Origin of the sequence: Paraburkholderia sediminicola (assembly GCF_046027825.1) — a bacterium.
GTDB lineage: Bacteria > Pseudomonadota > Gammaproteobacteria > Burkholderiales > Burkholderiaceae > Paraburkholderia > Paraburkholderia sediminicola_D.
On sequence record NZ_JAQQDU010000001.1, the window covers coordinates 15,363 to 36,852 of the forward strand.

The window sequence follows — 21,490 nt, forward strand, 5'->3', positions numbered from 1 at the left end:
AAAAACGCTCACTTGGTCAGCAAGTGAGCGTTTTTTGCAGCAATTAGTAGATGCGCATTACCCCATATATCAACACGGAGCCTGTTTTTTTATGCCCGCGCCCCTTTACGCCCGCTCTGCAGCGGGCGCCCTCGCCGGCTCATGTTGCGCCAGCAACACCGAACCCGCGAACAGCCGGACGATGAAACGTTCCGCATACGCAACCAGTGCTTCCCGGCGCGCGGCATCCCCGTCGATGTACTCCGCTGACAGATGAAAGAGCTGCAGCACGATCTGCGTGCAGACTTCGTCGACGGTTGCGCGAGTAAGGGTCGGCATCAGTTCCAGTTGCACGACATCGTCCGACATTTCCGCCGACACCTCGTGGAGGTTCGCCCGCACCGCTTCGCGCAGCGCCGGCGAGGTGCCGTGATACTCGGCCAGCGCGCTCAAGAACGCCTCGCGGTTCTCCAACGCAAACGCAAAAAACGCTACGCACGCGCGACGCGGCACGCTCTGCGGCTCGTCGTGCGCGGCCAGCCAGCGCGCACGACGCAGCATCGGCCGCAAGCGGCGGCTGACCGATTCGACCGCCTCGCACGCCAGGTCGTCGAGCGTGTCGAAATGGCGGTAGAACGTGTTGGGATTCAGGCCCGCCTCGCGCGCCAGTTCACGCAGACCTAGGCTTGCAAAGCTGCGCCCGCCCGCGGTCAGACGCAACGCGGCTTCGATCAGTTTGCGCTTGCCGGGCGGAAGGTCCTGCCCGGCAAAAGCGCCATGGTCGGCGACAGGCGCCGCTTCGGGTGCGGGGTTCATGAGCTTTCAGTCAGAGCGCGGCTCGCGCGTTTAATAGTCGTACTCTAAACGATCTTGACGCGAAGTGTACAGTTGTCTACCCTGCGCGTTATGCTGGTGTAGACATATGTAGACGCCCGAATTTTGCCTTTCGCTGGAGACCCGCCGTGACACCTGCCTCATCCGCCCAACCCGCCGCGCCACGCATTGCCATTGTCGGAAGCGGGTTTGCGGGCATCGGCATGGCGATCCGCCTTCAGCAGATGGGCATCACGTCGTTCACGGTTTACGAGGCGGCCAGCGATATTGGCGGCACGTGGCGCGACAACACCTATCCCGGCGCGGCTTGTGATGTGCCCTCGCATCTGTATTCGTTTTCGTTCGAGCAGAATCCGGCGTGGTCACGTGCGTTCGGCAGCCAGGCGGAGATCTTCGCTTATCTCAAGGATTGCGCGCGCAAGTACGGCGTCGATCGGTACGTGCGTTGCAATGCGCGCGTCGCCTCGGCGCGTTTCGACGAAGCGCGGCAGACCTGGCAAGTCGAGATCGATTCGAACGGCACGCGCGAAAGCATCGAGGCCGACGTGGTGATCGCCGCGAGCGGTCCGCTATCGCGGCCGGCCATGCCGCAGATTGCCGGCCTCGACCGCTTCGAAGGCAAGCTGTTTCATTCGACGCGCTGGGACCATGACTATCCGCTCGAAGGCAAGCACGTCGCCGTGATCGGCACCGGCGCCAGCGCGATCCAGTTCGTGCCGCAGATCCAGCCGCGCGTCGCGCAACTCGACCTGTTCCAGCGCACCGCGCCTTGGATCATGCCCAAGCCAAACAAGCCGGTCGGTCCGCGCATGCATTGGCTGCTCCGCCATCTGCCGTTCACGCAGCGCTTCGTGCGCAATGCGATCTACTGGCAACTCGAATCGCGTGCGATTGCGTTCGTCGTCAATCCGAAGCTGATGAAGTTCCCGATGAAGTTCGGCTTGAGCTACCTCGAACGGCGCATCAAAAACCCAGCGCTGCGCGCCAAGCTGACGCCGAACTATCGGTTCGGTTGCAAGCGTGTGCTGCTGTCGAGCGATTACTATCCGGCGCTCAGTCAGCCGAATGTCGACGTGGTAACGACCGGCATCCGCGAAATCGTCGCCGACGGCATCGTCACAGACGACGGCGCGCATCACCAGGTCGATGCAATCATCTGCGGCACGGGTTTCCAGGTGAACGACGTGGGCGCGCCGTTCGATGTGACCGGTCTCGACGGCGCCGACCTAAGCGCAATGTGGCTGCGCGATGGACCGGAGGCCTACCTCGGCGTCAGCGTCGCCGACTTCCCAAACTTCTTCATGATTGTCGGTCCGAACACCGGGCTCGGTCACAACTCGATGATCTACATGATCGAGTCGCAAGTGCAGTACATCGCCGATTGCCTGCGCGTCTTGCAACGGCGCAAGGCACGCACGATGAATCTGCGGCCCGAGGTTCAGCGCGATTTCAATGAACGTCTGCAGAAAGAGATGCAGCACTCCGTGTGGACCAGCGGCTGCCATAGCTGGTATCAGACAAAGAGCGGCAAAGTCACCGCGCTGTGGCCGGGCTTCACATTCAGCTTTCGCAAACGCACGCGGCGTGTGCGGCCGCACGATTATCGCTTCGTACCTTAAAACAGCATGCTGCGGCTGAGGGGCTGCTCGCGACGCGGATGGGGGGCGGCTATAGGCTCAGACGCTGAGTCTGTGGCAGACGCAGAAGCAATCCAATTCGAACTAAAGGGAGACAACAACTATGGCAAGCATCGAATCCGCGACACCCGCATCAACAGCGCCGCTGCCGCCCCGCTCGATTGCCGCTCGCCTCGGCATCACCAGTGTGCCGCGCGCCGAATTGCAGCGGCGCTACACACAAAGCGGTTCGAAGTTCGTCAAGATCATGGGCGCCGACGTGCATTACGTCGATGAAGGCAGCGGCGACACGATCGTGATGATTCACGGTTTCGCGTCTTCGTTGCATACGTGGAATCGCGTTGCCGACGAACTCAAGCGCGAGCATCGCGTGATCCGCCTCGATCTGCCGCCGTTCGGCGTGACCGGACCGCTGCGTTCGAGCGCCGGCGAAATCGAAACGATGAACCTGCCAACGTACCGGCGTTTCATCGACACGTTCATGCAGGCACTCGGCATCTCTCGCGCGACGCTGATCGGCAATTCGCTCGGCGGCCTGATTTCGTGGGATTACGCCGTGCGCCATCGCGAGGCTGTCGAGCGGCTGGTATTGATCGACTCCGCCGGTTTTCCGATGAAGCTGCCGATTTACATCGGCCTCTTCAACAGCGCGCTGGTGCGGATCAGTTCACCGTGGTGGTTACCCGAAGTCATTATCAAGAGCGCGGTGCGCAACGTGTATGGCGACCCGCGCAAGCTCGATGCGGTGACGCTGCGGCGTTACGTCGAATTCTTCCACGGCGAAGGCACACGCACGGCCATCGGCAAGATGGTGCCGACGCTCGACTTCAAGGACGTCGACACCGACGTGCTGAAAACGCTGAAGGTGCCGTCGCTGGTGCTGTGGGGCGCGAAGGATCGCTGGATTCCGCCTGCGCACGCCGCCGAATTTGCGAGCCGCATTCCAGGTGCGAAATCGGTGATGTACGCGGGACTCGGTCACATCCCGATGGAGGAAGCGCCCGAGCGCGTGATGACCGATCTGCGCGCGTTTCTCGGCACGAGCACCGCGGCGGCAGGCGCTCCGGAACGTTCTCCGGCATAAGGAAGCGCCATCCCGGCATTGTTCATGACTGACCGTCACGCCGGCCCGGAGAACGTTTCACGTTAGCCTGGCCGCGCGGCCGACGCACGGCCGTCGCGTGACGCCCCCTTCAACCACCCCCGAGCAAGCGCAACAGGCCCCAGAGAAACTTGCAGAGCATCACGATCAGCTCCCACAACTGATAGAACTGCTGCCAGCCCGAAACGCGTGCGAAGGAGTCGATCATGGTTGGCTGGTGAGAGGGATGGCTGCGGGAAATGGCTGGCACAGCCACTTGCTGGGCCGAGCCAGTCTCGGGGCGGGTCGTCGCACGCGTGCCGTGCACCGGGCTGTGTCAACGCCCTACCGGATCCCACATCATAACGACTGCGGGATACCCCGTATCAAGTCGATTGAAAGTGTGCCGTAAACGCACTGAGAAGACGCGGCATCCGCACTGGGTGACCACGCCAATTGACTGCGCCAACCGCGCCATCAAGGAGACGAGCATGACGCGTTTCAGCTTTCGCCGCAGCGGTCGTTCGCAAACGATCGTCGGCGATATTGCCGCGCAAGCCGGCAAATTGGGAATTGAAATCTGCGACGTATCGGGCCACGTCGAAGAAGTTGCCGCACGCGTGCAGCACCAGGCGCAGGTATGTCGCGCGCTGCGCGAGTCTGCCGCGCAGACACTCGCGGGCAATCATCGCATTGCCACTGCCGCGCGCGAGATGCGCAGCGTGTCGGCCGGAGCCGCGACCAGCGTGCAGGAATCCCAGCAAACGTTGGAAGCGTCGCTGGCCGACATCCACGGGCTGGTGGAAGGCGTGACGGTGATCGAGAGTCAGATCGGCGCGTTGCGCAGCGCGTTGACGCATGTTAGCCGCGTCTCCGAGGAAATTTCGTTGATCGCCCGCCAGACGCATTTGCTGGCGCTGAACGCCGCGATCGAAGCCGCGCGTGCCGGCGACTCCGGTAGAAGTTTCGCGGTGGTGGCCGCCGAGGTGAAGAACCTGTCGGCGAAGACCGCCCAAGCGACGGGCCAGATCGAGACGACGCTCGCGCAACTTACTCAACAGACCGAGCAGTTGATCAACGAGGGTTCAGTGAACACGGCGCGTGCTCACCGGGTACGCGAAGGCACCCGCAAGATCGGCGACGTCGCGCATGCGACGGGCGATGCGATTACGCAGCTCAACGACGAGGCTGGGCAGATCGCCGCGTTGACTGGCGAGATCGAAACGCAATGCAATGGGCTCGAGGCGCAGGTGTTGGAGATGGCGAGCGGCGTCGAAGATTCGAGCGAGAACTTCGCTCAGGCGAAGGACCGGTTGGGGAATTTGCTCGGCGTGTCCGAGATGCTGATCGAGTTGACGACCGCCACGGGGGTCGAGACGGCGGATACGCGGTTTATTGATGCTGTGCAGCAGGCCGCGGCTACAGTGAGCAAGGTATTCGAAGCGGCGGTTGCTCGGGGCGAAGTGTCGATTGAGGATCTGTTCGATCAACGTTACGTGCCCGTTGCGGGGAGCAACCCGGCTCAGTTCGTTACCCGGTTTACTGCTTTCACTGATCGGGTTTTGCCTGCTATTCAGGAACCCTTACTCGGGCTTGATCCACGTGTGGCGTTTTGTGCGGCGGTCGATGTGCGCGGGTATCTGCCTACTCACAATCTGAAGTTTTCTTTGCCGCAGCGCGAGGATGTGGTCTGGAATATGGCGAATTGCCGGAATCGGCGGATGTTCGATGACCGTACCGGGATTGCAGCTGCTTCGCATGTTAAGAAATTTTTGCTGCAGACGTATCGGCGCGATATGGGTGGCGGGCAGTTTGTTTTGATGAAAGATGCGTCGGCGCCTGTGTTCGTTGCCGGACGGCATTGGGGTGGGGTTCGGATTGGGTATAAGGTTTGAGGTTTTTTTGCCTGCGTGGCGCTTTGTTTCTGTGCGCCCACGGCGTTGGCTTTTCCTTGATTTCTTATCGGACTATTAGCGTCGCCCCTGTGCGGGGCAGGCACCTACTTTTCTTTGCCTGCCGCAAAGAAAAGTAGGCAAAAGAAAGCAGCTCGAACCCCCTGCTAAGCGGGTCTCTCGCACAGTCACGGTAGTGGTGCATCTGGAATCCGTGCCCTCGCACCTTCAGCGTCAGTGACAAAGCGCTCATCAGCTCCCACTCCGCACTGCGTGCGTCGCGGACGGGTATGCATGGGAAACCACCGGCTTCGTTTCCGCGCGGTGGGGGCCATCGGCTTCGACAACCGTTGATGCGACTGCGGGCTTGGGTTCCGTGGAAAACCGCGAGAGCCGCGACACAACGGGTGGTTTTAGAAATGCCTTTCGGCGCGCGCAGCGCCGCCGGAAGTATGACTCCTTTGTCACCGACGCCAAATGTGCGAGAACGCAGATTCCAGATGCACCACTGCCGCAACTGTGCGAGGGACCCGCTTAGCAGGGGGGTCGAGCCGCTTTCTCTTGCTTACTTCTCTTTGCGCCGGTGTAAAGAGAAGTAAGTGCCCGCCCCGCACAGGGGCGACGCTAATAGACCACTAAGAAAACAAGGAAAGGCCAACGCCATAGGCATACAGCCAACAAAGCGCTCCGCAAGAAAAACCCTAAACCGCCATCACAGCCCTCTTCCTCTCGGCCCGCTGCATAAAATAATTAGCAGCAACAACCCCCACCGTGACAACAGCAATAAACAACGTAGCCAGCGCATTCATCTCCGGATTCAACCCAAGCCGAACACGGGAGAAAACAACCAGCGGCAACGTAGTCGACCCAGGCCCCGACAAAAACGCCGACAAAACCAGATCGTCGATAGACAAAGTAAACGACAACAACCACCCAGAAACCAGAGCCTGCGAAATCAACGGCAACGTAATAAAGAAAAACACCTTGACCGGCGTAGCCCCAAGATCAAGCGCGGCCTCCTCAAGAGAGGGATTCAACTCCTTCACACGTGACTGCACGATGATGGCCACATAAGAAATACACAACATCACGTGCCCGATCCAGATCGTGAAAATGCCACGCCCAGCGGGCCACCCCAACCACTTGGCCATTTCGATGAACAGCAGCAGCAGCGAGATCCCCTGAATCACCTCGGGAATCACCAGCGGCGCGTTGATCATCCCGGTATAAAGCGTAAACCCACGAAACCGCCCCATCCGGGCCAACACAAACCCGGCCCACGTGCCGATAATCACCGACGCGAACGCCGTCAGCAACGCCACGCGCAAAGACAACCACGCAGCCGCGATCAACTCGTCGTCCTGCAGCAACGCCGCATACCAGCGCGTAGAAAACCGCGTCCACACCGTGACCAGTTGCGATTCGTTGAACGAATACACAATCAGACTCACGATCGGAATGTAGAGAAACAGAAACCCGATCCCCAAGGCGATGAACTGCAAAATCCGGTTCGGCTTCATCAGCGTCTTTCCTCCATCGCCTTCGCCTGCGCGTACTGGAAAAACGCCATCGGCACCAATAACAACAACACCATCGCGCACGTCACGGCAGACGCCATCGGCCAGTCGGCATTGTCGAAAAACTCATTCCACATCACACGGCCAATCATCAGCGTGTTCGCGCCGCCCAACAATTCCGGAATCACGTACTCGCCTACCGCCGGAATGAACACCAGCAAACAACCGGCAATGATGCCGTTCTTCGACAGCGGCAAAGTGATCTGCCAGAACGCCCGCCACGGCTTCGCGCCGAGATCGTAGGCAGCTTCCAGCAACGTCATGTCCATCTTCACCAGATGCGCGTACAGCGGCATCACGAGGAACGGCAGGTACGAATAGACCATGCCGATATAAACCGCGGTGTTCGTGTGGTACAGCTCGATCGGCGTATGAATCAGCCCGGTCGACATCAGGAAGTTGTTCAGCAAGCCGTTATTCTTCAGGATACCGATCCATGCATACACCCGAATCAGAAACGACGTCCAGAACGGCAGCATCACGGCCATCATCAGCAAATTGCGGCTCGCCGGATTCGATCGCGCAATGTAGTACGCCATCGGATAACCGATCAGCAAACACAGCAACGTGGAAATCGCCGCGACCACTACCGAATTCACATAAGTCGCGAAATACAGGCTGTCGGTCAGCAGAAACGCATAGTGCGACAGGTCCAGCGCGACGTGAATCACACCGTCCGTATACGTAGTGAGTTCCGTATAGGGCGGAATGCCAAGCTGCAAATCGGCAAAGCTGATCTTCACGACCAGCAAGAACGGCACGAGGAAGAACAGCAGCAGCCAGATGAACGGCCCAGCCACCACCGCGGTGCGGCCGGTCAGGTTGAAACGGCGCACCGGCCACGACGCCAGAGAACTGATCGAGCGCTTCATGACGTCAGCACCACACCGGCGGACGCGCTCCAGCGCACATACACTTCGTCGCCCCAGGTTGGCGGGTCGATCTCCGTCAACGCAAGGCTCGTCACGTTGGCGATGACCGTTTTGCCGGCCTCGAGCTTCACGTGGTACAGCGAATAGCCGCCCATGTAAGCGACATTCGTGACGACGCCTTTGCCCCAGTTGTACGCACCTTCGGGCGGCTTGCGCGTGAGCGCGATACGCTCGGGCCGTACCGAGATCGTCACCGGCATGCCGAGCGGTCCGGTGATGCCGTGGCTCACGTAAAGACGGACCGGCAGATCGGGGGTTTCGATGAACACGTGATCGGGTTCGTCTTCGACGACATTGCCATCGAACAGATTGGTCGAGCCGATGAACTCGGCCGAAAAACGGCAATTCGGATATTCGTACACTTCGTGCGGTGTGCCGAGCTGGATGATCTCGCCTTCACTCATCACGGCAAGACGGTCCGCCATCGTCATCGCCTCTTCCTGGTCGTGCGTCACCATCATGCAGGTCACGCCGACCTTGTCGAGAATGTTGACCAGTTCGATCTGCGTGCGCTGACGGATCTGTTTGTCGAGCGCGGACATCGGCTCGTCGAGCAACAATAGCTTCGGCCGCTTGACGAGCGAGCGCGCAAGCGCCACACGCTGCTGCTGACCGCCGGAGAGCTGATGCGGCTTGCGCTTCGCAAAGCGGCCCATCTGCACGAGATCGAGCGCGTTCTGCACGCGGTCTTTCAGTTCCGATTTCGGCACGCCTTCCTGCTTCAGGCCGAAGGCGACGTTGGCCTCGACCGTCATATGCGGAAACAGCGCGTACGACTGGAACATCATGTTGACCGGCCGGCGATAAGGCGGCAATTGCGCAAGGTCCTCGCCGTCGATCAGGATCTTGCCCGACGTGATCGATTCGAGGCCTGCCAGCATGCGCAACAAGGTCGATTTGCCACAGCCGGAACTACCCAGCAGCGCGAACAGCTCGCCCTTTTTTACCGACAGATTGACGCCTTTGACCGCCACGGTCTCGCCGAACTTCTTCACGATGTCGACGATCTGGACGAAATTCTCTGCGGCGTCGCCCGCTTCGGCGTTCAGGCCCGGGAACGGCGCGGCGGCCCCTGCCAGCGCGCCCGACTGGTCACTACTCATCACAATGCATTACTCCGGCGTTTGACGAACAAAGCCCCCGGTGGACACCGAGGGCTTCATGATGATACTTACCCGTTCACTCAGGCCGCGGGTCAGCGACCGGACTTGAATTCAGTCCACAGCCGCGTTTGCAGCCGCTGGATTTCCGGCGGCAGCGGCTTCAACAGGAACAGCGTCTTGATGACTTCGGGCGACGGGTACACGGCCGGGTCGTTCGCCACGTCCTTGTCCACATACTTGCGCGCTTCGAGGTTGGCGCTCGGATAGTAGACGGCGTTGGTGATCGCGGCGTGAACCTGCGGCGTTTCGATGTAGTTGATCCACTCGAGCGCGGCTTCCTTGTTCTTCGCGTCTTTCGGAATCGCCATCACGTCGAACCACACCGGCGCGCCGCCCTTCGGAATGTAATACTCGATCTTGAACGGCTTCTTCGCCTCGACCGCGCGATGCTTGGCGATCACGACGTCGCCCGACCAGCCGTACGCGAAGCACACGTCACCGCCGACCAGGTCATTGATATAGCCCGACGAGTTGAACTGCGTGATGTACGGGCGGATCTTCTTCATCATCTCGAGCGCGGCGCGATAGTCGGCCGGGTTCGTGCTCATCGGATCCTTGCCGATGTAGTGAAGCGCGGCGGCAAACACCTGGTCCGGCGCGTCGAGCACGGACACGCCGCACGCTTTCAGCTTCGAGATGTTTTCCGGCTTGAAAAGGATGTCCCAGTTGTCGAGCGGCGCGTTCTTGCCGAGGATCTGCTGGACCTTGGTGACGTTGTAGCCGAGGCCGGTCGTGCCGTATGCCCAGGGCACCGTGTACTTGTTGCCCGGATCGGCGCCGGCCACGAGGGCCATCAGCGAGGGATCGAGATACTTCAGGTTCGGCAGCTTCGATTTGTCGAGCGGCGCAAAGATGCCCGCTGCAATCTGCTTGCCGGCGTAGTTGCTGGTCGGCACGACGATGTCGTAGCCGGAATTACCGGTCAGGAGCTTGGCTTGCAGCGTGTCGTCGCTGTCGTAGTTGTCGTATTTGACCTGGACGCCAGTCTGCTTGGTGAAGTTCGGAATCGTGTCCTTAGCGATGTAATCGGACCAGTTATACACGTTCAACTGCGTATCTTTCGCAGCGGCCGTCAACCACGGCGTCGCGCACAAGATCAGCGCTGCCACTTGCCCCACTACCCGTCTTTTCATCCCGTTCTCCGATCCTGGCCGGCCCGAGCCGACCGTCTTCGCCCACGCCGCGGCATACCGCACGCGGCTCCCCTGAAAAACCGAAAACTACCATTAATTATTGCGCGCACCAAAAAAAATGCCAGGCTGTCGCGCAAACGGTACAGCGTAAGCCGTGCCGCTACAAAATGGGCGCAATTTTAGCGGGTTATCGGCGCGTGTCTACCCGAAAAAAACACCAGTGGCGGCCTCGGTGTTAACTCGCTGTCAAGTTGCGGCGGTCTCGCCAGGGGCACGTCGATTGCGAACGAGCGTCGTCTTAATGAAGTGGTTTTGTAAGCATCTTCGGAGCACCTCACTGTTTCGGGACGAAGGCGGCAGTGGATACGGCCAACCGTGCATGTATCCGTGCCACGGCGAGCGCGGCGCCGGGGTGTGATCGCCGCATCGGTTAACATAGCGGAACTCCGTTTCTCCGCCCCAAGGTTTCCGATGGCTTCGAATCTCCATGATCTTCCCGACAGCCCGTGCATCGGCGTCTGTTCCACGCTTTTCGACGAGGTCTGTAAAGGCTGCGGCCGCACCGCCACCGAGGTGTCCAACTGGGTATTCCTGAGCGACGAGGAAAAGCGCGCCGTATGGGTACGCATCGAGCAGGATGGCACTGCGATGCGCTTCAAGAACGACAAGCTGTAGCCTCCTCGCGCCGCCGCCGGCCGCATCGGACCGACTGCCCGAGAGCCCGTCTCCCGATTGGGATTCGGATCGTGATTGCAAAAAAAACGCCGGAGATTCCGGCGTTTTGCATGACGAGCGCGGCTTTTCCAGCGCGGCGATCAGAACCGCATACCGACGCCCAACCCGACCACGACCGGATCAATATTCAGCCGGCCGAGCGACTGACCGCCAAGCGATGCGTCAGCGTGCATCCAGATCTTCTTGATGTCCGCATTGACGAACAGCGACTTGGTCACCTGCACATCCACCCCTGCCTGCAACGCCGGCCCAAAGCTGTGGTTGGTGATCGAAATCGGCTGACCGCCTGCGTTCAGGCCGTTGTTATAGAACAACGTGTAGTTCAGACCCGCACCGACATAGGGACGAATACGCCCCGCGTGGTTGAAGTGATATTGCAGCAGCAGTGTGGGCGGCAACACGTTTACGCCGCCAAGATTGCCGAGGCTCGATGTCAGCTGATGGCGCGACGTGCCGAGAATCAGCTCGACGCCGAGGTAATCGCGGATCATGTAGGTCAGATCCAGCTCCGGCACGATGGCGTTATTGACGCCCACGTTGAGCGCCGACAGCGACTGGTTGGTCCCGACATTCGGCATGATGCTGATTGCGCGCAGACGCACCAGTACGTCGCCAGCGTGAATGCCGTTCATGGGATCATCGCCGGCAACCTGAGCCTGGGCCTGCGGCGCCAGCGCGCCCGCGCATAGCAGGCACGATGCGACGGCAGCGGCCTTGATTCTGTTCCTGAGCAAGTGCTTCATGTGCTTCCCCGAGTGTTTGTTTGCGTGCGGGGATTGTCGAAGGTCCCGTGCGGCTTCACTTTGACCCGAATCAACCAAGCGAAAACGCCCATCGTCCTGCGACAGCGGGTCGCGTCGCGCCGGTCAGCAGCAGTTCGATCAGGTCGTGGACGCTCCGAATGGCCGTACCGAACGGCAACGCTTCTCGGCCACGAAAGAACAGACCGTTGGCCACGTCGCCACGCAATGCCGCGGCGAGCCGCGTGTCGATGCAGAAGTGGCCGAACTTCTCGACGCCGTCGCGCCAGCCGCAGACGCTGAGGCATTGGAGAGCGGTGGGGCAGACGTGTTTGAGCGTCCCGACCTTCTCGCGGATTTTCGTTTCGTGGCGCAGGTAGCGCATCAGCCACGGCGTTTTCACGGCGCGCGCAGGCAGCCCCGTGACGCTGACGAATTCGACGATGTCGTCGGGCGTCGCTTCTGCCAGCACGCGTTTGAAGTTCGGATGCGCGTCGCCTTCCTCGGTGACGGCGAACGGTGTGCCGAGCTGCACACCGCTGGCACCCGCGCTCAGTAACTCGCGCACGCCTTCGTGACTGTTGATGCCGCCCGCGACGATCAAGGGCACGTCCTGGCGACTCAACCCAAACGACGTGAGCACCGTCTCGAGTTCCTCAAGGACACGCAGGAAATCGAAACGCGGATCGTGCAGGTCGGCGAGATTGGTCACGCCGAGATGGCCGCCTGCATGGGCCGGATGTTCGATCACGACGGCGTCGGGCAAACGGCCCTTCTTCATCCACTTCTTCAGCACCAGTGCGACGCCCCGGCTATCCGACAGGATCGGAATCAGCGCGATGTCGTGGTCCTGGGTCATGTCCGGCAAATCAAGCGGCAGACCGGCGCCCACGACGATCGCATCAGCGCGGTTCTCGCAGGCGACGCGCACGTAGTCTGCTTGCGCGTTGACGGCCTTCATCACGTTGACCGCAATCATGCCGCGGCCTTTGCTGAGTGCTTTGGCGGCGTGGATTTCACGGGCCAGCGCGGTGAGGTTCGCCTGTTCGAGCGTGGCCCGATCCGGCGATTGCCCGCAGCGTTCGATCAGATCCTGATGATGATGGCGCAGGTCGATGCTGGCGATGGTGCCGAGCGCACCCTCACGGGCGACGCTGCCGGCCAGCCGGTGGGCCGAGATGCCGACGCCCATGCCGCCTTGTACGATCGGAAGCAGCGAGCGGCCGCGGATAACAAGCGGTGGGAATGAGTGAGAGGTGAGCATTGACGACCCGATGAGTGGACTATCGAAGCGGTGATAATCGGTCGTCGGGCGCGGCTCGCGTTGCTTTGGGTCAATGAGCCTGTTTGGCGGTCTGGTTTTGAGTATGGTTGGTTGACGCTGGTCACTTCATGGTGAGATTTATGGTTCCTCCCTTGCGACGCTTGCGGGTCCGTAGGCCGGTTCGTCCGTAAGGCTGTGGCGTTCGGACAAACTGGAATCGGAGCGCAAGACCCGCATCATGAAAAAAGCCCGCTTCGAAGAAGCGGGCTTTGCCTGACGCGACGCCGTGAAGCGAGGAGCGCTTACTGCACGCCCTGACTCGTCAGGAACTCTTCGTAGTTGCCGCCGAAGTCGTTCAGCGAGCCATCGGTCTTCACTTCGATGATCCGGTTCGCGAGGCCGCTCACGAACTCACGGTCGTGCGACACGAAAATCAGCGTGCCATCGTACTTGTCGAGCGCGATCTGCAGCGATTCGATCGATTCCATGTCCATGTGGTTGGTGGGCTCGTCCATCAGCATCACGTTGTGGCGGCCCAGCATCAGCTTGCCCCAGATCATGCGGCCCTTTTCGCCACCGGACAGCACCTTGACCGACTTACGGATGTCGTCGGCATTGAAGAGGAGACGGCCGAGCGTGCCGCGCACCATCTGCTCGTCGTCGCCTTCCTGGCGGTAGCCGTCGATCCAGTCCATCAGCGTGACGTCGTCCGGGAACTCTTCATACGTATCCTGCGGCATGTAACCGATGTTCGCGTTTTCAGCCCACTTCACCGTGCCGTGATCCAGCGTAAGCTTGCCGAGCAGCGAGCGCAGCAGCGTGGTCTTACCCGCGCCGTTCTCGCCGATGATCGCGATACGCTCGCCCGGTTGCACGCTGATGCTGAAATCGTTGAAGATCGAGCGCTCGTACTTCTTCGAGATCTTCTCCGCCACCACGGCGATGTTATGCAGCTTCTTCTCGTACTCGAAACGGATGAACGGGTTCTGCCGCGACGACGGCTTGAATTCCTCGATCTTGATCTTGTCGATCATCTTCAGACGGCTGGTAGCCTGACGCGCCTTCGACTTGTTCGCCGAGAAGCGGCGCACGAAGTCCTGCAGGTCGGCGACACGTTCCTTGGCCTTGGCGTTGGCGTTCTGCTGACGCTCGCGCGCCTGCGTGCTGGCCAGCATGTAGTCGTCGTAGTTGCCCGGATAGACCTTCAGCGTGCCGAAGTCCATGTCGGCCATGTGCGTGCAGACCTGGTTCAGAAAGTGACGATCGTGCGAGATGATGATCATCGTCGAGTTGTACTGGTTGAGAATGTCTTCCAGCCAACGGATCGAGTTGATGTCCAGGTTGTTGGTCGGTTCGTCCAGCAGCAGGACGTCCGGCTTCGAGAACAGCGCCTGCGCGAGCAGCACGCGCAGTTTCCAGCCAGGAGCCACGTTGCTCATCGGGCCGTTGTGGTCTTCGATCGCGATGCCGATGCCGAGCAGCAGTTCGCCCGCGCGCGCTTCGGCGGTGTAGCCGTCGTACTCGGCGAACTTCGCTTCGAGCTCGGCGGCGTGCATGTAATCGTCGTCAGTCGCGTCGGGGTTCGCGTAGATCGCGTCGCGCTCGGTCATCGCGGCCCACATTTCGGCGTGACCCATCATCACGACGTCGAGCACGCGAACGTCTTCGTACGCGAACTGATCCTGGCGCAGCTTGCCGAGGCGGATGTTCGGTTCGAGCATCACGTTGCCGGAACTCGGTTCCAGATCGCTACCCAGGATCTTCATGAAGGTGGACTTGCCGCAGCCGTTCGCACCAATCAGGCCATAGCGGTTCCCTCCCCCGAATTTGACCGAGATGTTCTCGAAGAGGGGCTTTGGCCCGAATTGCATGGTGATATTGGCGGTAGACAGCACGGCGCGTCCTTAAATGTGATATCGGCGAACAACCCAACATTTTAGCAGGTTATCGCGAAACCAACCCACGCGCGCGCCGTCCTCCCGCGTTTTGGCGCCGCTTTCACATGGCGTTCACGTATGGTTCGCGCCTCCCGCGTGCCTTCTAGCCGCCACGCGGCGTCTGCAAAACGTCGATAAAGGCCGACAGATCGGCCTCACCCAGCCCCATCGCCGCGCCGAGACGCAGCAGTTGCTGAACCGTCGACGAAACCGGCATTGGCGTGCCCGTCTCGTACGCCGTCGCGGCAACGGTGTCGATGTCCTTCTGGAACGTGCGGAACGCGCCGATCGGCGCGAGGCCGCCTTGCGTCATGCGCGGCACGAAAATCTGCAGCAGGACCGAATCGGCCCAGCCGCCGGCGAGGCCTGCCGTCAGTTTGGCGGCGTCGATGCCGCTGCGTTGCGCGAGGCTCACCGCCTCAGCGATCGCCGCAACGGTCGCGGTGACAATGGTCTGATTACAGAGCTTGGTGGTCTGCCCCGCACCAACGTCGCCCATGTGCGTGACGCGGGCTGAATATGCGCCGAGGAGCGGCGTGATCGCTTCGACGTCCGCTGCGGCGCCGCCCGCCATGATCGCCAGCGTGCCCGCCATCGCACCGGCTACGCCGCCGGATACGGGCGCGTCGATCCAGCCGACGCTGGTGGCGCCGTCGCCCGCAGGCTCCCGCTCCCGCCCGCCCTTGACCCCACCGGCGAGCGCGCTTGCCGCCGTCGCGCCAGCAACCGTCGCCGCCCGCCGCGCGAACGCCCTCGTCGCTGCAGGCGGGATACTGGAGTGATCGACAATCCAGCGCACGCGTCTCGGAGCCGTGGCATCCGCGCTCAGCAGTCCCTCGGAGCCGAACACGGTTTCCTCAACCGCCGCCGCATCCGCGACGCACAGCAGCACCGCGTCGCACCGCGAGGCCAGTTCGCGCGGCGTATCGACCACCTTGGCCCCGTCCGCCATCAACGCTTCCGCCTTGGCCCGCGTGCGATTCCAGACATGCACGGTATGCCCCGCGCGCAGCAGATGCCGGATCATCGGCGCGCCCATCAGACCGGGACCGCAAAAACCAATTTCCACTTTCAAGCCTCGTCAGGTTTCAGATTGAGTTGCGCGGCCATCATAACGGCCCCGCCTCCCCGTGGCATATCGGCCACGCGATGGGTGACATGACGCGTTCATACGGGCAACGTCAGCGGCAATCCATTGCCTATACTTTTTTCACACCAACGGAGGTCAAAGGAGGAAGTTCATGTCAGAACACGTCTACAAACAAATCGAACTGACCGGCTCATCGACCAAATCGATCGACGACGCAATCAGCACCGCGATTACAAAAGCATCGAAAACGCTGCGCAACTTGCACTGGTTCGAGGTCACGGAAACGCGGGGCCAGATCGAAAATGACAAGGTCGCCTACTGGCAGGTAACCATCAAGGTCGGCCTGCGCATCGACTAGTGCTTCGCCTGAAACTCGTTCGACACAAACCCCGAAGCAAAAAAAAGCTGCGTCCGTACTGGACGCAGCGCCTTAAAGCAGCGGCTGCTGAGACCGCCGCCGGGTCGATCGTTACCCGTCATTCGCGACCCGGTCTATGGCGACCCCGTCTATCGCGACCCGGTCGATCGCGATGACCGTAAAAGCCGAATTACTTCGGCAGTGAGCCGTCCACGCCTTCCACATACCAGTTCAGGCGTTGCAGTTCCGGATCGGTCAGCGTCTTGCCAGCCGGCACCTTCACCGCACCGGACTGATCCTTGATCGGGCCCGTGAACACGTCCCACTTGCCACCCGCCAGTTCCTCACGCTTCGCCTCGACCTGCTTCTGCGCGTCAGCCGAAATCACCGACGTGTTCAGGTCTTCAAGATTGACCGCCTTCTGCGGAATGCCCCACCACACCGGATCGTTCTTCCACTTGCCGTCCAGCACCTGCTGAATAGCCGCGTTGTAATACACGCCCCAGTGCGCGACCACCGAGCCGAGGTGCGCATCAGGACCGAACTTCTTCATGTCCGAATCCCAACCGAACGCATGCACGTGCTTTTCCGAAGCCGTCGCGAGCGTCGCGCTCGAATCGGTGTTTTGCAGCAGCACGTCAGCGCCCTGGCCGATCAGCGTTTCAGCGGCCTGCTTTTCCTTGCCCGGATCGAACCAGCTGTTGATCCAGATGACCTTGGTGTGAATCTTCGGATTCACCGAACGCGCGCCGAGCGTGTACGCGTTGATGTTGCGGACCACTTCAGGAATCGGCACCGACGCAACAAAGCCAAGCGTGTTGGTCTTCGTCACATAGCCCGCCGCGACGCCTGCCAGGTACGCGCCCTGATACATCCGCACGTCATAGGTACCGAAGTTCGGCGCCTTCTTGTAGCCGGTTGCGTGCAGGAACACCGTGTCCGGGAAGTCCTTCGCGACCTTCAGTTCGAAGTCCTGATAGCCGAAGCTCGAACCGATGATGATCTTGTTGCCCTTGTTCGCCAGATCGCGGAAGATGCGCTCGGAGTCGGCCGATTCCGGCACGTTTTCGATGCGGGTGATCTTGATCTTGTTACCGAACTTCGCCTCGACTTCCTTCGAACCCTGGTCGTGTGCATAGGTCCAGCCGGCATCGCCAGGATTGCCGAGGTAGACGAACGCGACGCCCGGTGCGTCGGCCGCTTGCGCGGTTTGCGCGAGCGGCGCGGCGAGTGCCAGCGAGGCCGCACCCCAAGCGAAAGCGGTCAGCAGATTTCTTCTCTTCATGTTCTCTCCTGTCGTGTTTATCGAGTGATTTGAAACGTGTGGTCGGTCATATGAAACGGCATCTGTGTCAGCCCGCCGAGAAAAACGGCTTGCCGAGCGACGCGGGGGCATTCAGACGAATCGTGTTCGGGTTGCGCGAAATCAGCACCAGCACGACGACGGTCGCGACGTACGGCAGCATCGCCAGAAACTGCGTCGGCACCGGCACGCCGATAGCCTGAGCGTAAAACTGCAGGCCGGTCACGGCGCCAAACAACAGCGCGCCGATCAGCAGACGGCCCGGGCGCCACGTCGCGAACACAACGAGCGCGAGCGCGATCCAGCCGCGGCCCGACGTGAGCTGCTCCTGCCACAAGTGCAGGTTGACGATCGAGTAATAACCGCCGGCGAGGCCAGCCATGCCGCCGCCGAAGGCCACCGCGCCGTAACGCACGCCGACCACCGGAAAGCCGACCGAGTGCGCCACTTGCGGCGATTCGCCGACCGAGCGCAGCACGAGGCCCGCACGCGTGCGGTACAGGAACCACCAGATCACCGCGAACATCAGGAACGCGAGGTAGTCGAGCGGCGTGAGGCTGAAGAGCGCGGGTCCGAGCACCGGAATCTTCGAGAGGCCCGGAATGGTCCACGTGTCGATCGTGGCGCGCACGGCGGCCGACGTGTACGGCTTGCCGACATAGGCCGACAGGCCAATGCCGAAGATCGTCAGCGACAGGCCGGTGGCGACCTGGTTGGCGAGCATGGTCAGCGTGAGGAACGCGAACAGCAGCGACATCGCGAGACCCGCGCCGATCGCGGCGACCACGCCGAGCCACGGGCTGCCGGTAATCGCGGTGACCGCGTAGCCGGTCACCGCGCCCATCAGCATCATGCCTTCGACGCCGAGGTTGAGCACACCCGACTTCTCGGTGACGAGTTCGCCCGCGCCCGCGAACATCAGCGGGATCGCGGCGGTGACGGCGCTCGAGGTAAGCGCGCTGGCTTGTTGAATATCCATGGAGACCTGGCTTGAAAATCAGTAGCGAATGAGTGGACTTACGCGGCGAGCGTTCGACGGCGCACGCGATAGTTCACGAACAGGTCAGCACCCAGCAGGCAGAACAGCAATAGCCCCTGGAACACGCCGGAAAGCGCCTGTGGCAATTGCATCGAGGTCTGCACCGCTTCGCCGCCGAGATACAGCAGCGCCATCAAAAGGCTCGCGAGCACGATACCGACCGGATGCAATCGTCCGACGAACACGACGATGATCGCGGTGAAGCCGTAGCCCGGCGACCAGGTCGCCTGCAACTGGCCTATCGGACCGGCGATCTCGCCCATGCCGGCGAGGCCCGCCAGACCGCCGCTGATCAGGAGCGACGTCCAGATGGTTTTCTTGTCGGAGAAACCGGCGTAGCGCGCGGCGAGCGGTGCCAGACCGCCGACGTTCATCCGGTAGCCCGCAAAGCTCTTGCGCATGAACAGCCACACGCACGGAATCGCGATCAGCGTGACAAATACCGAGGCGTTCAGACGCGTGCCGTGCAGCCATTTCCAGTGCCAGTCGCCGGCGAAGGTCGGGTATAGCGCGTCGCCGCCGAACATCTCCGAGAGCGGGAAATTCATGCCCTGCGGATCGCGCCACGGGCCGCTCACCAGATAGATCAGCAACTGCGTGGCCACATAGGTGAGCATCAGGCTGACGAGAATCTCATTGGTGTTGAAGCGGCTTTTCAGCAGGGCGGGGATCGCGGCCCACGCCATGCCGCCGAGCACGCCGGCGACCATCATGGTCGGCAGAATCCACCAGCCGGTAGCCTGATCGAAATAGATCGCGACGCCGCTGGCGGCGATGCCGCCGAGCAGCATCTGCCCTTCAGCGCCGATGTTCCAGACGTTGGCGCGATAACCGATCGCGAGGCCAAGGCCGATCAGGCACAACGGCGAAGCCTTCAGCAGCAGTTCGGACCAGCCGTTCACGCTGGAGAGCGGTTCGATGAAAAACGCGTGCATGGCTTCGAGCGGATCACGGCCGACGAGGCTGAAGATCAGGAAGCCAATCACGAGCGTGAGCAACGCGGCAATCAGCGGCACGGCGAGCTGCATCGTGCGCGATGGCGTCGTGCGTGCTTCGAGTCGATACGGAAGAATCATGGGAGCGTGCGCCTATGTGAGTGCTTAGGTCTGGTTCTTGTGTTTCTGGTGTTTCTGGTGCTTTAGCGTCGATCAGCGAACCGATCGCGCATCTAGCGGGTCAGGCATGCGCCGGCTGTTCCGCCGAAGGCGCCGCGCCCTCGCGGTCGCCGAACAGCCCCGCCATCCAGCGTCCGATTTCCTCGGCGTTGGTCGCCCCCGTGGCGCGCACCGGCGAAAGCCGGCCGCCTGCAAGCACCGCGATGCGATCACAGATGTCGAACAGCTCTTCCAGCTCCTCCGAGATCACCAGAATCGCCACACCGCGCGCCGACAGGTCGAGCAACTGCTGACGAATGAAAGCCGACGCGCCCACGTCGACGCCCCAGGTCGGCTGCGCGACCACCAACACCTTGGGTGCCTGCAGAATCTCGCGGCCCATGATGTATTTCTGCAGATTGCCGCCGGAAAGACTTTGCGCCAGCGCTTCCGAGCCGCCACAACGCACATCGAACGCATCGATGCAACGTTTGGCGAAGGCGCGCATCGCGCCCGCCTTGATCCAGCCGGAGTTCACCATCTGCTGACGATGCGCCGTAAGCAGCGCGTTTTCCGACAGCGTCATCGCCGGCACCGCGCCGCGGCCCAGGCGCTCTTCGGGCACAAAACCGAAACCCAGCGCGCGCCGCCCGCCCGCCCCCATCCGCCCTGCCGCCTTGCCGCAGATCGTGACCGCATCGGCACGCGTGCCGCGTTTTTCACCCGAGAGTGCCGACAGCAATTCGGCCTGCCCGTTGCCCGACACCCCGGCGATGCCGAAGATCTCGCCGGCATGCACGCCGAACGACACGTTATTGAGCGAAGTGCCGAACGGATCGTCGCTTTCCACGGACAACTGCTTCACGTCGAGCAGCACAGCGCCCGGCGTATGTTCACGGCGCGTGTAATCGGGCAGCGAATGGCCGACCATCAACTGCGCGAGCGACGCATGCGTCTCTTCTTTCGGCGTCACGTGACCGGTCACGCGGCCGCCGCGCATCACCGTCGCGGTATCGCACAGCTCCTGGATTTCGTCGAGCTTGTGGCTGATGTAGAGGATGCTGCACCCTTCCGCCGCGAGACGCCGCAGCGTTTCGAAGAGCTTGCGGACCGCTTGCGGCGTGAGCACCGAAGTCGGTTCGTCCATGATGAGCAGACGCGGGTTCTGCAGCAGGCAGCGCACGATTTCGACGCGTTGCCGCTCGCCCACAGTCAGACTATGCACGTGACGTTGCGGGTCGATGTCGAGGCCGTAGTCGGCGGAGACTTCGCGGATACGCCTGGACAGCGTCTTCAGATCGAAAGGTTCGTCGAGCGCGAGCGCAATGTTTTCGCCGACCGTGAGCGTCTCGAACAGCGAAAAATGCTGGAACACCATGCCGATGCCGAGCTTGCGCGCGGCCGCCGGGTTGGCGATCTCGACCGGCTGGCCTTCCCAGCGGATCTCGCCGGCGTCGGGTCGCACCGCGCCGTAGATGATCTTCATCAGCGTGCTTTTGCCGGCGCCGTTTTCGCCGAGCACGGCATGGATTTCACCCGGCGCGACGATCAACGTGACGTCGTCGTTGGCACGCACGGCCGGATATTGTTTGGTGATGCCCTGAAGCATCAACCGGGGCGCCGCCTGTTCCGGCCTGTTTGCCGGCTGCGCGGCGGCGCCGTCGCTATAAGAAGAGTCGCTCATGTGATTCCGTAGTACGTC

The 21,490-nt window shown here is 61.5% G+C and carries 18 protein-coding genes; 5 read left to right on the forward strand and 13 right to left on the reverse strand.

Features of this window, described 5'->3' with window-relative positions; translation table 11 throughout:
* Positions 1–105 precede the first annotated feature (105 nt).
* Positions 106–795, reverse strand: a complete 690-nt coding sequence (locus PQQ96_RS00055) for a TetR family transcriptional regulator (protein ID WP_408287150.1) — start codon at positions 793–795, stop codon at positions 106–108.
* Between the two features lie 146 nt (positions 796–941).
* On the opposite strand from PQQ96_RS00055, the gene PQQ96_RS00060 reads away from it, so the two are divergent.
* From PQQ96_RS00060 to PQQ96_RS00070, 3 genes are all read left to right on the forward strand, one after another.
* Positions 942–2,432, forward strand: a complete 1,491-nt coding sequence (locus tag PQQ96_RS00060; RefSeq protein WP_408287152.1) for a flavin-containing monooxygenase — start codon at positions 942–944, stop codon at positions 2,430–2,432.
* Between the two features lie 121 nt (positions 2,433–2,553).
* Positions 2,554–3,534, forward strand: a complete 981-nt coding sequence (locus PQQ96_RS00065; protein WP_408287154.1) for an alpha/beta fold hydrolase — start codon at positions 2,554–2,556, stop codon at positions 3,532–3,534.
* A gap of 488 nt (positions 3,535–4,022) precedes the next feature.
* Positions 4,023–5,426, forward strand: a complete 1,404-nt coding sequence (locus PQQ96_RS00070; RefSeq protein WP_408287156.1) for a methyl-accepting chemotaxis protein — start codon at positions 4,023–4,025, stop codon at positions 5,424–5,426.
* Between the two features lie 698 nt (positions 5,427–6,124).
* Here the strand turns inward: PQQ96_RS00070 and PQQ96_RS00075 are convergent.
* From PQQ96_RS00075 to PQQ96_RS00090, 4 genes are all read right to left on the reverse strand, one after another.
* Positions 6,125–6,943: an ABC transporter permease subunit gene (locus tag PQQ96_RS00075; RefSeq protein WP_074283360.1), complete on the reverse strand. Its 819-nt coding sequence runs from the start codon at positions 6,941–6,943 to the stop codon at positions 6,125–6,127.
* Positions 6,943–7,872 carry an ABC transporter permease subunit gene (locus PQQ96_RS00080; protein ID WP_159002624.1) on the reverse strand — a complete coding sequence of 310 codons (930 nt, stop codon included), beginning with the start codon at positions 7,870–7,872 and terminating at the stop codon, positions 6,943–6,945. Before PQQ96_RS00080 ends, PQQ96_RS00075 begins: the two co-directional genes overlap by 1 nt.
* Complete coding sequence (locus PQQ96_RS00085; protein WP_408287159.1) at positions 7,869–9,035, reverse strand: ABC transporter ATP-binding protein; 1,167 nt, start codon at positions 9,033–9,035, stop codon at positions 7,869–7,871. The genes PQQ96_RS00080 and PQQ96_RS00085 overlap by 4 nt, the downstream gene beginning before the upstream one ends.
* A 92-nt stretch (positions 9,036–9,127) precedes the next feature.
* Positions 9,128–10,228 carry a polyamine ABC transporter substrate-binding protein gene (locus PQQ96_RS00090; protein WP_408287161.1) on the reverse strand — a complete coding sequence of 367 codons (1,101 nt, stop codon included), beginning with the start codon at positions 10,226–10,228 and terminating at the stop codon, positions 9,128–9,130.
* 471 nt (positions 10,229–10,699) lie between these two features.
* On the opposite strand from PQQ96_RS00090, the gene PQQ96_RS00095 reads away from it, so the two are divergent.
* Positions 10,700–10,903 carry a DUF1289 domain-containing protein gene (locus PQQ96_RS00095; RefSeq protein WP_028199276.1) on the forward strand — a complete coding sequence of 68 codons (204 nt, stop codon included), beginning with the start codon at positions 10,700–10,702 and terminating at the stop codon, positions 10,901–10,903.
* A gap of 140 nt (positions 10,904–11,043) precedes the next feature.
* Here PQQ96_RS00095 and PQQ96_RS00100 read toward each other — a convergent pair whose 3' ends face one another.
* The 4 genes from PQQ96_RS00100 to PQQ96_RS00115 all read right to left on the reverse strand — a co-directional run bounded on the left by PQQ96_RS00100 (position 11,044) and on the right by PQQ96_RS00115 (position 15,973).
* Positions 11,044–11,595, reverse strand: coding sequence for an OmpW/AlkL family protein (locus tag PQQ96_RS00100; RefSeq protein ID WP_408287608.1), 552 nt, complete (start codon positions 11,593–11,595; stop codon positions 11,044–11,046).
* Between the two features lie 181 nt (positions 11,596–11,776).
* Complete coding sequence (locus PQQ96_RS00105; RefSeq protein WP_408287163.1) at positions 11,777–12,967, reverse strand: NAD(P)H-dependent flavin oxidoreductase; 1,191 nt, start codon at positions 12,965–12,967, stop codon at positions 11,777–11,779.
* 302 nt (positions 12,968–13,269) lie between these two features.
* The gene (locus PQQ96_RS00110; protein ID WP_408287165.1) at positions 13,270–14,862 is read right to left on the reverse strand and encodes an ABC-F family ATPase; all 1,593 of its coding nucleotides are present in this window, start codon (positions 14,860–14,862) and stop codon (positions 13,270–13,272) included.
* 145 nt (positions 14,863–15,007) lie between these two features.
* Entirely contained in the window at positions 15,008–15,973 is a 966-nt protein-coding gene (locus PQQ96_RS00115; RefSeq protein ID WP_408287167.1) for an NAD(P)-dependent oxidoreductase, read from the reverse strand.
* Positions 15,974–16,145: 172 nt separating this feature from the next.
* On the opposite strand from PQQ96_RS00115, the gene PQQ96_RS00120 reads away from it, so the two are divergent.
* On the forward strand, positions 16,146–16,352 hold the full coding sequence (locus PQQ96_RS00120) for a dodecin (protein WP_074283352.1): 207 nt from the start codon (positions 16,146–16,148) through the stop codon (positions 16,350–16,352).
* Positions 16,353–16,542: 190 nt separating this feature from the next.
* Here PQQ96_RS00120 and PQQ96_RS00125 read toward each other — a convergent pair whose 3' ends face one another.
* From PQQ96_RS00125 to PQQ96_RS00140, 4 genes are all read right to left on the reverse strand, one after another.
* Complete coding sequence (locus PQQ96_RS00125) at positions 16,543–17,637, reverse strand: BMP family ABC transporter substrate-binding protein (protein ID WP_408287169.1); 1,095 nt, start codon at positions 17,635–17,637, stop codon at positions 16,543–16,545.
* A 67-nt stretch (positions 17,638–17,704) separates the two neighbouring features.
* Positions 17,705–18,634, reverse strand: a complete 930-nt coding sequence (locus PQQ96_RS00130) for an ABC transporter permease (protein ID WP_200658640.1) — start codon at positions 18,632–18,634, stop codon at positions 17,705–17,707.
* Positions 18,635–18,672: 38 nt separating this feature from the next.
* Positions 18,673–19,770 carry an ABC transporter permease gene (locus PQQ96_RS00135; protein ID WP_408287172.1) on the reverse strand — a complete coding sequence of 366 codons (1,098 nt, stop codon included), beginning with the start codon at positions 19,768–19,770 and terminating at the stop codon, positions 18,673–18,675.
* A gap of 100 nt (positions 19,771–19,870) precedes the next feature.
* Positions 19,871–21,472 (reverse strand): ABC transporter ATP-binding protein, encoded by a 1,602-nt coding sequence (locus tag PQQ96_RS00140; protein WP_408287174.1) that lies wholly within the window; start codon positions 21,470–21,472, stop codon positions 19,871–19,873.
* Positions 21,473–21,490: the final 18 nt, after the last annotated feature.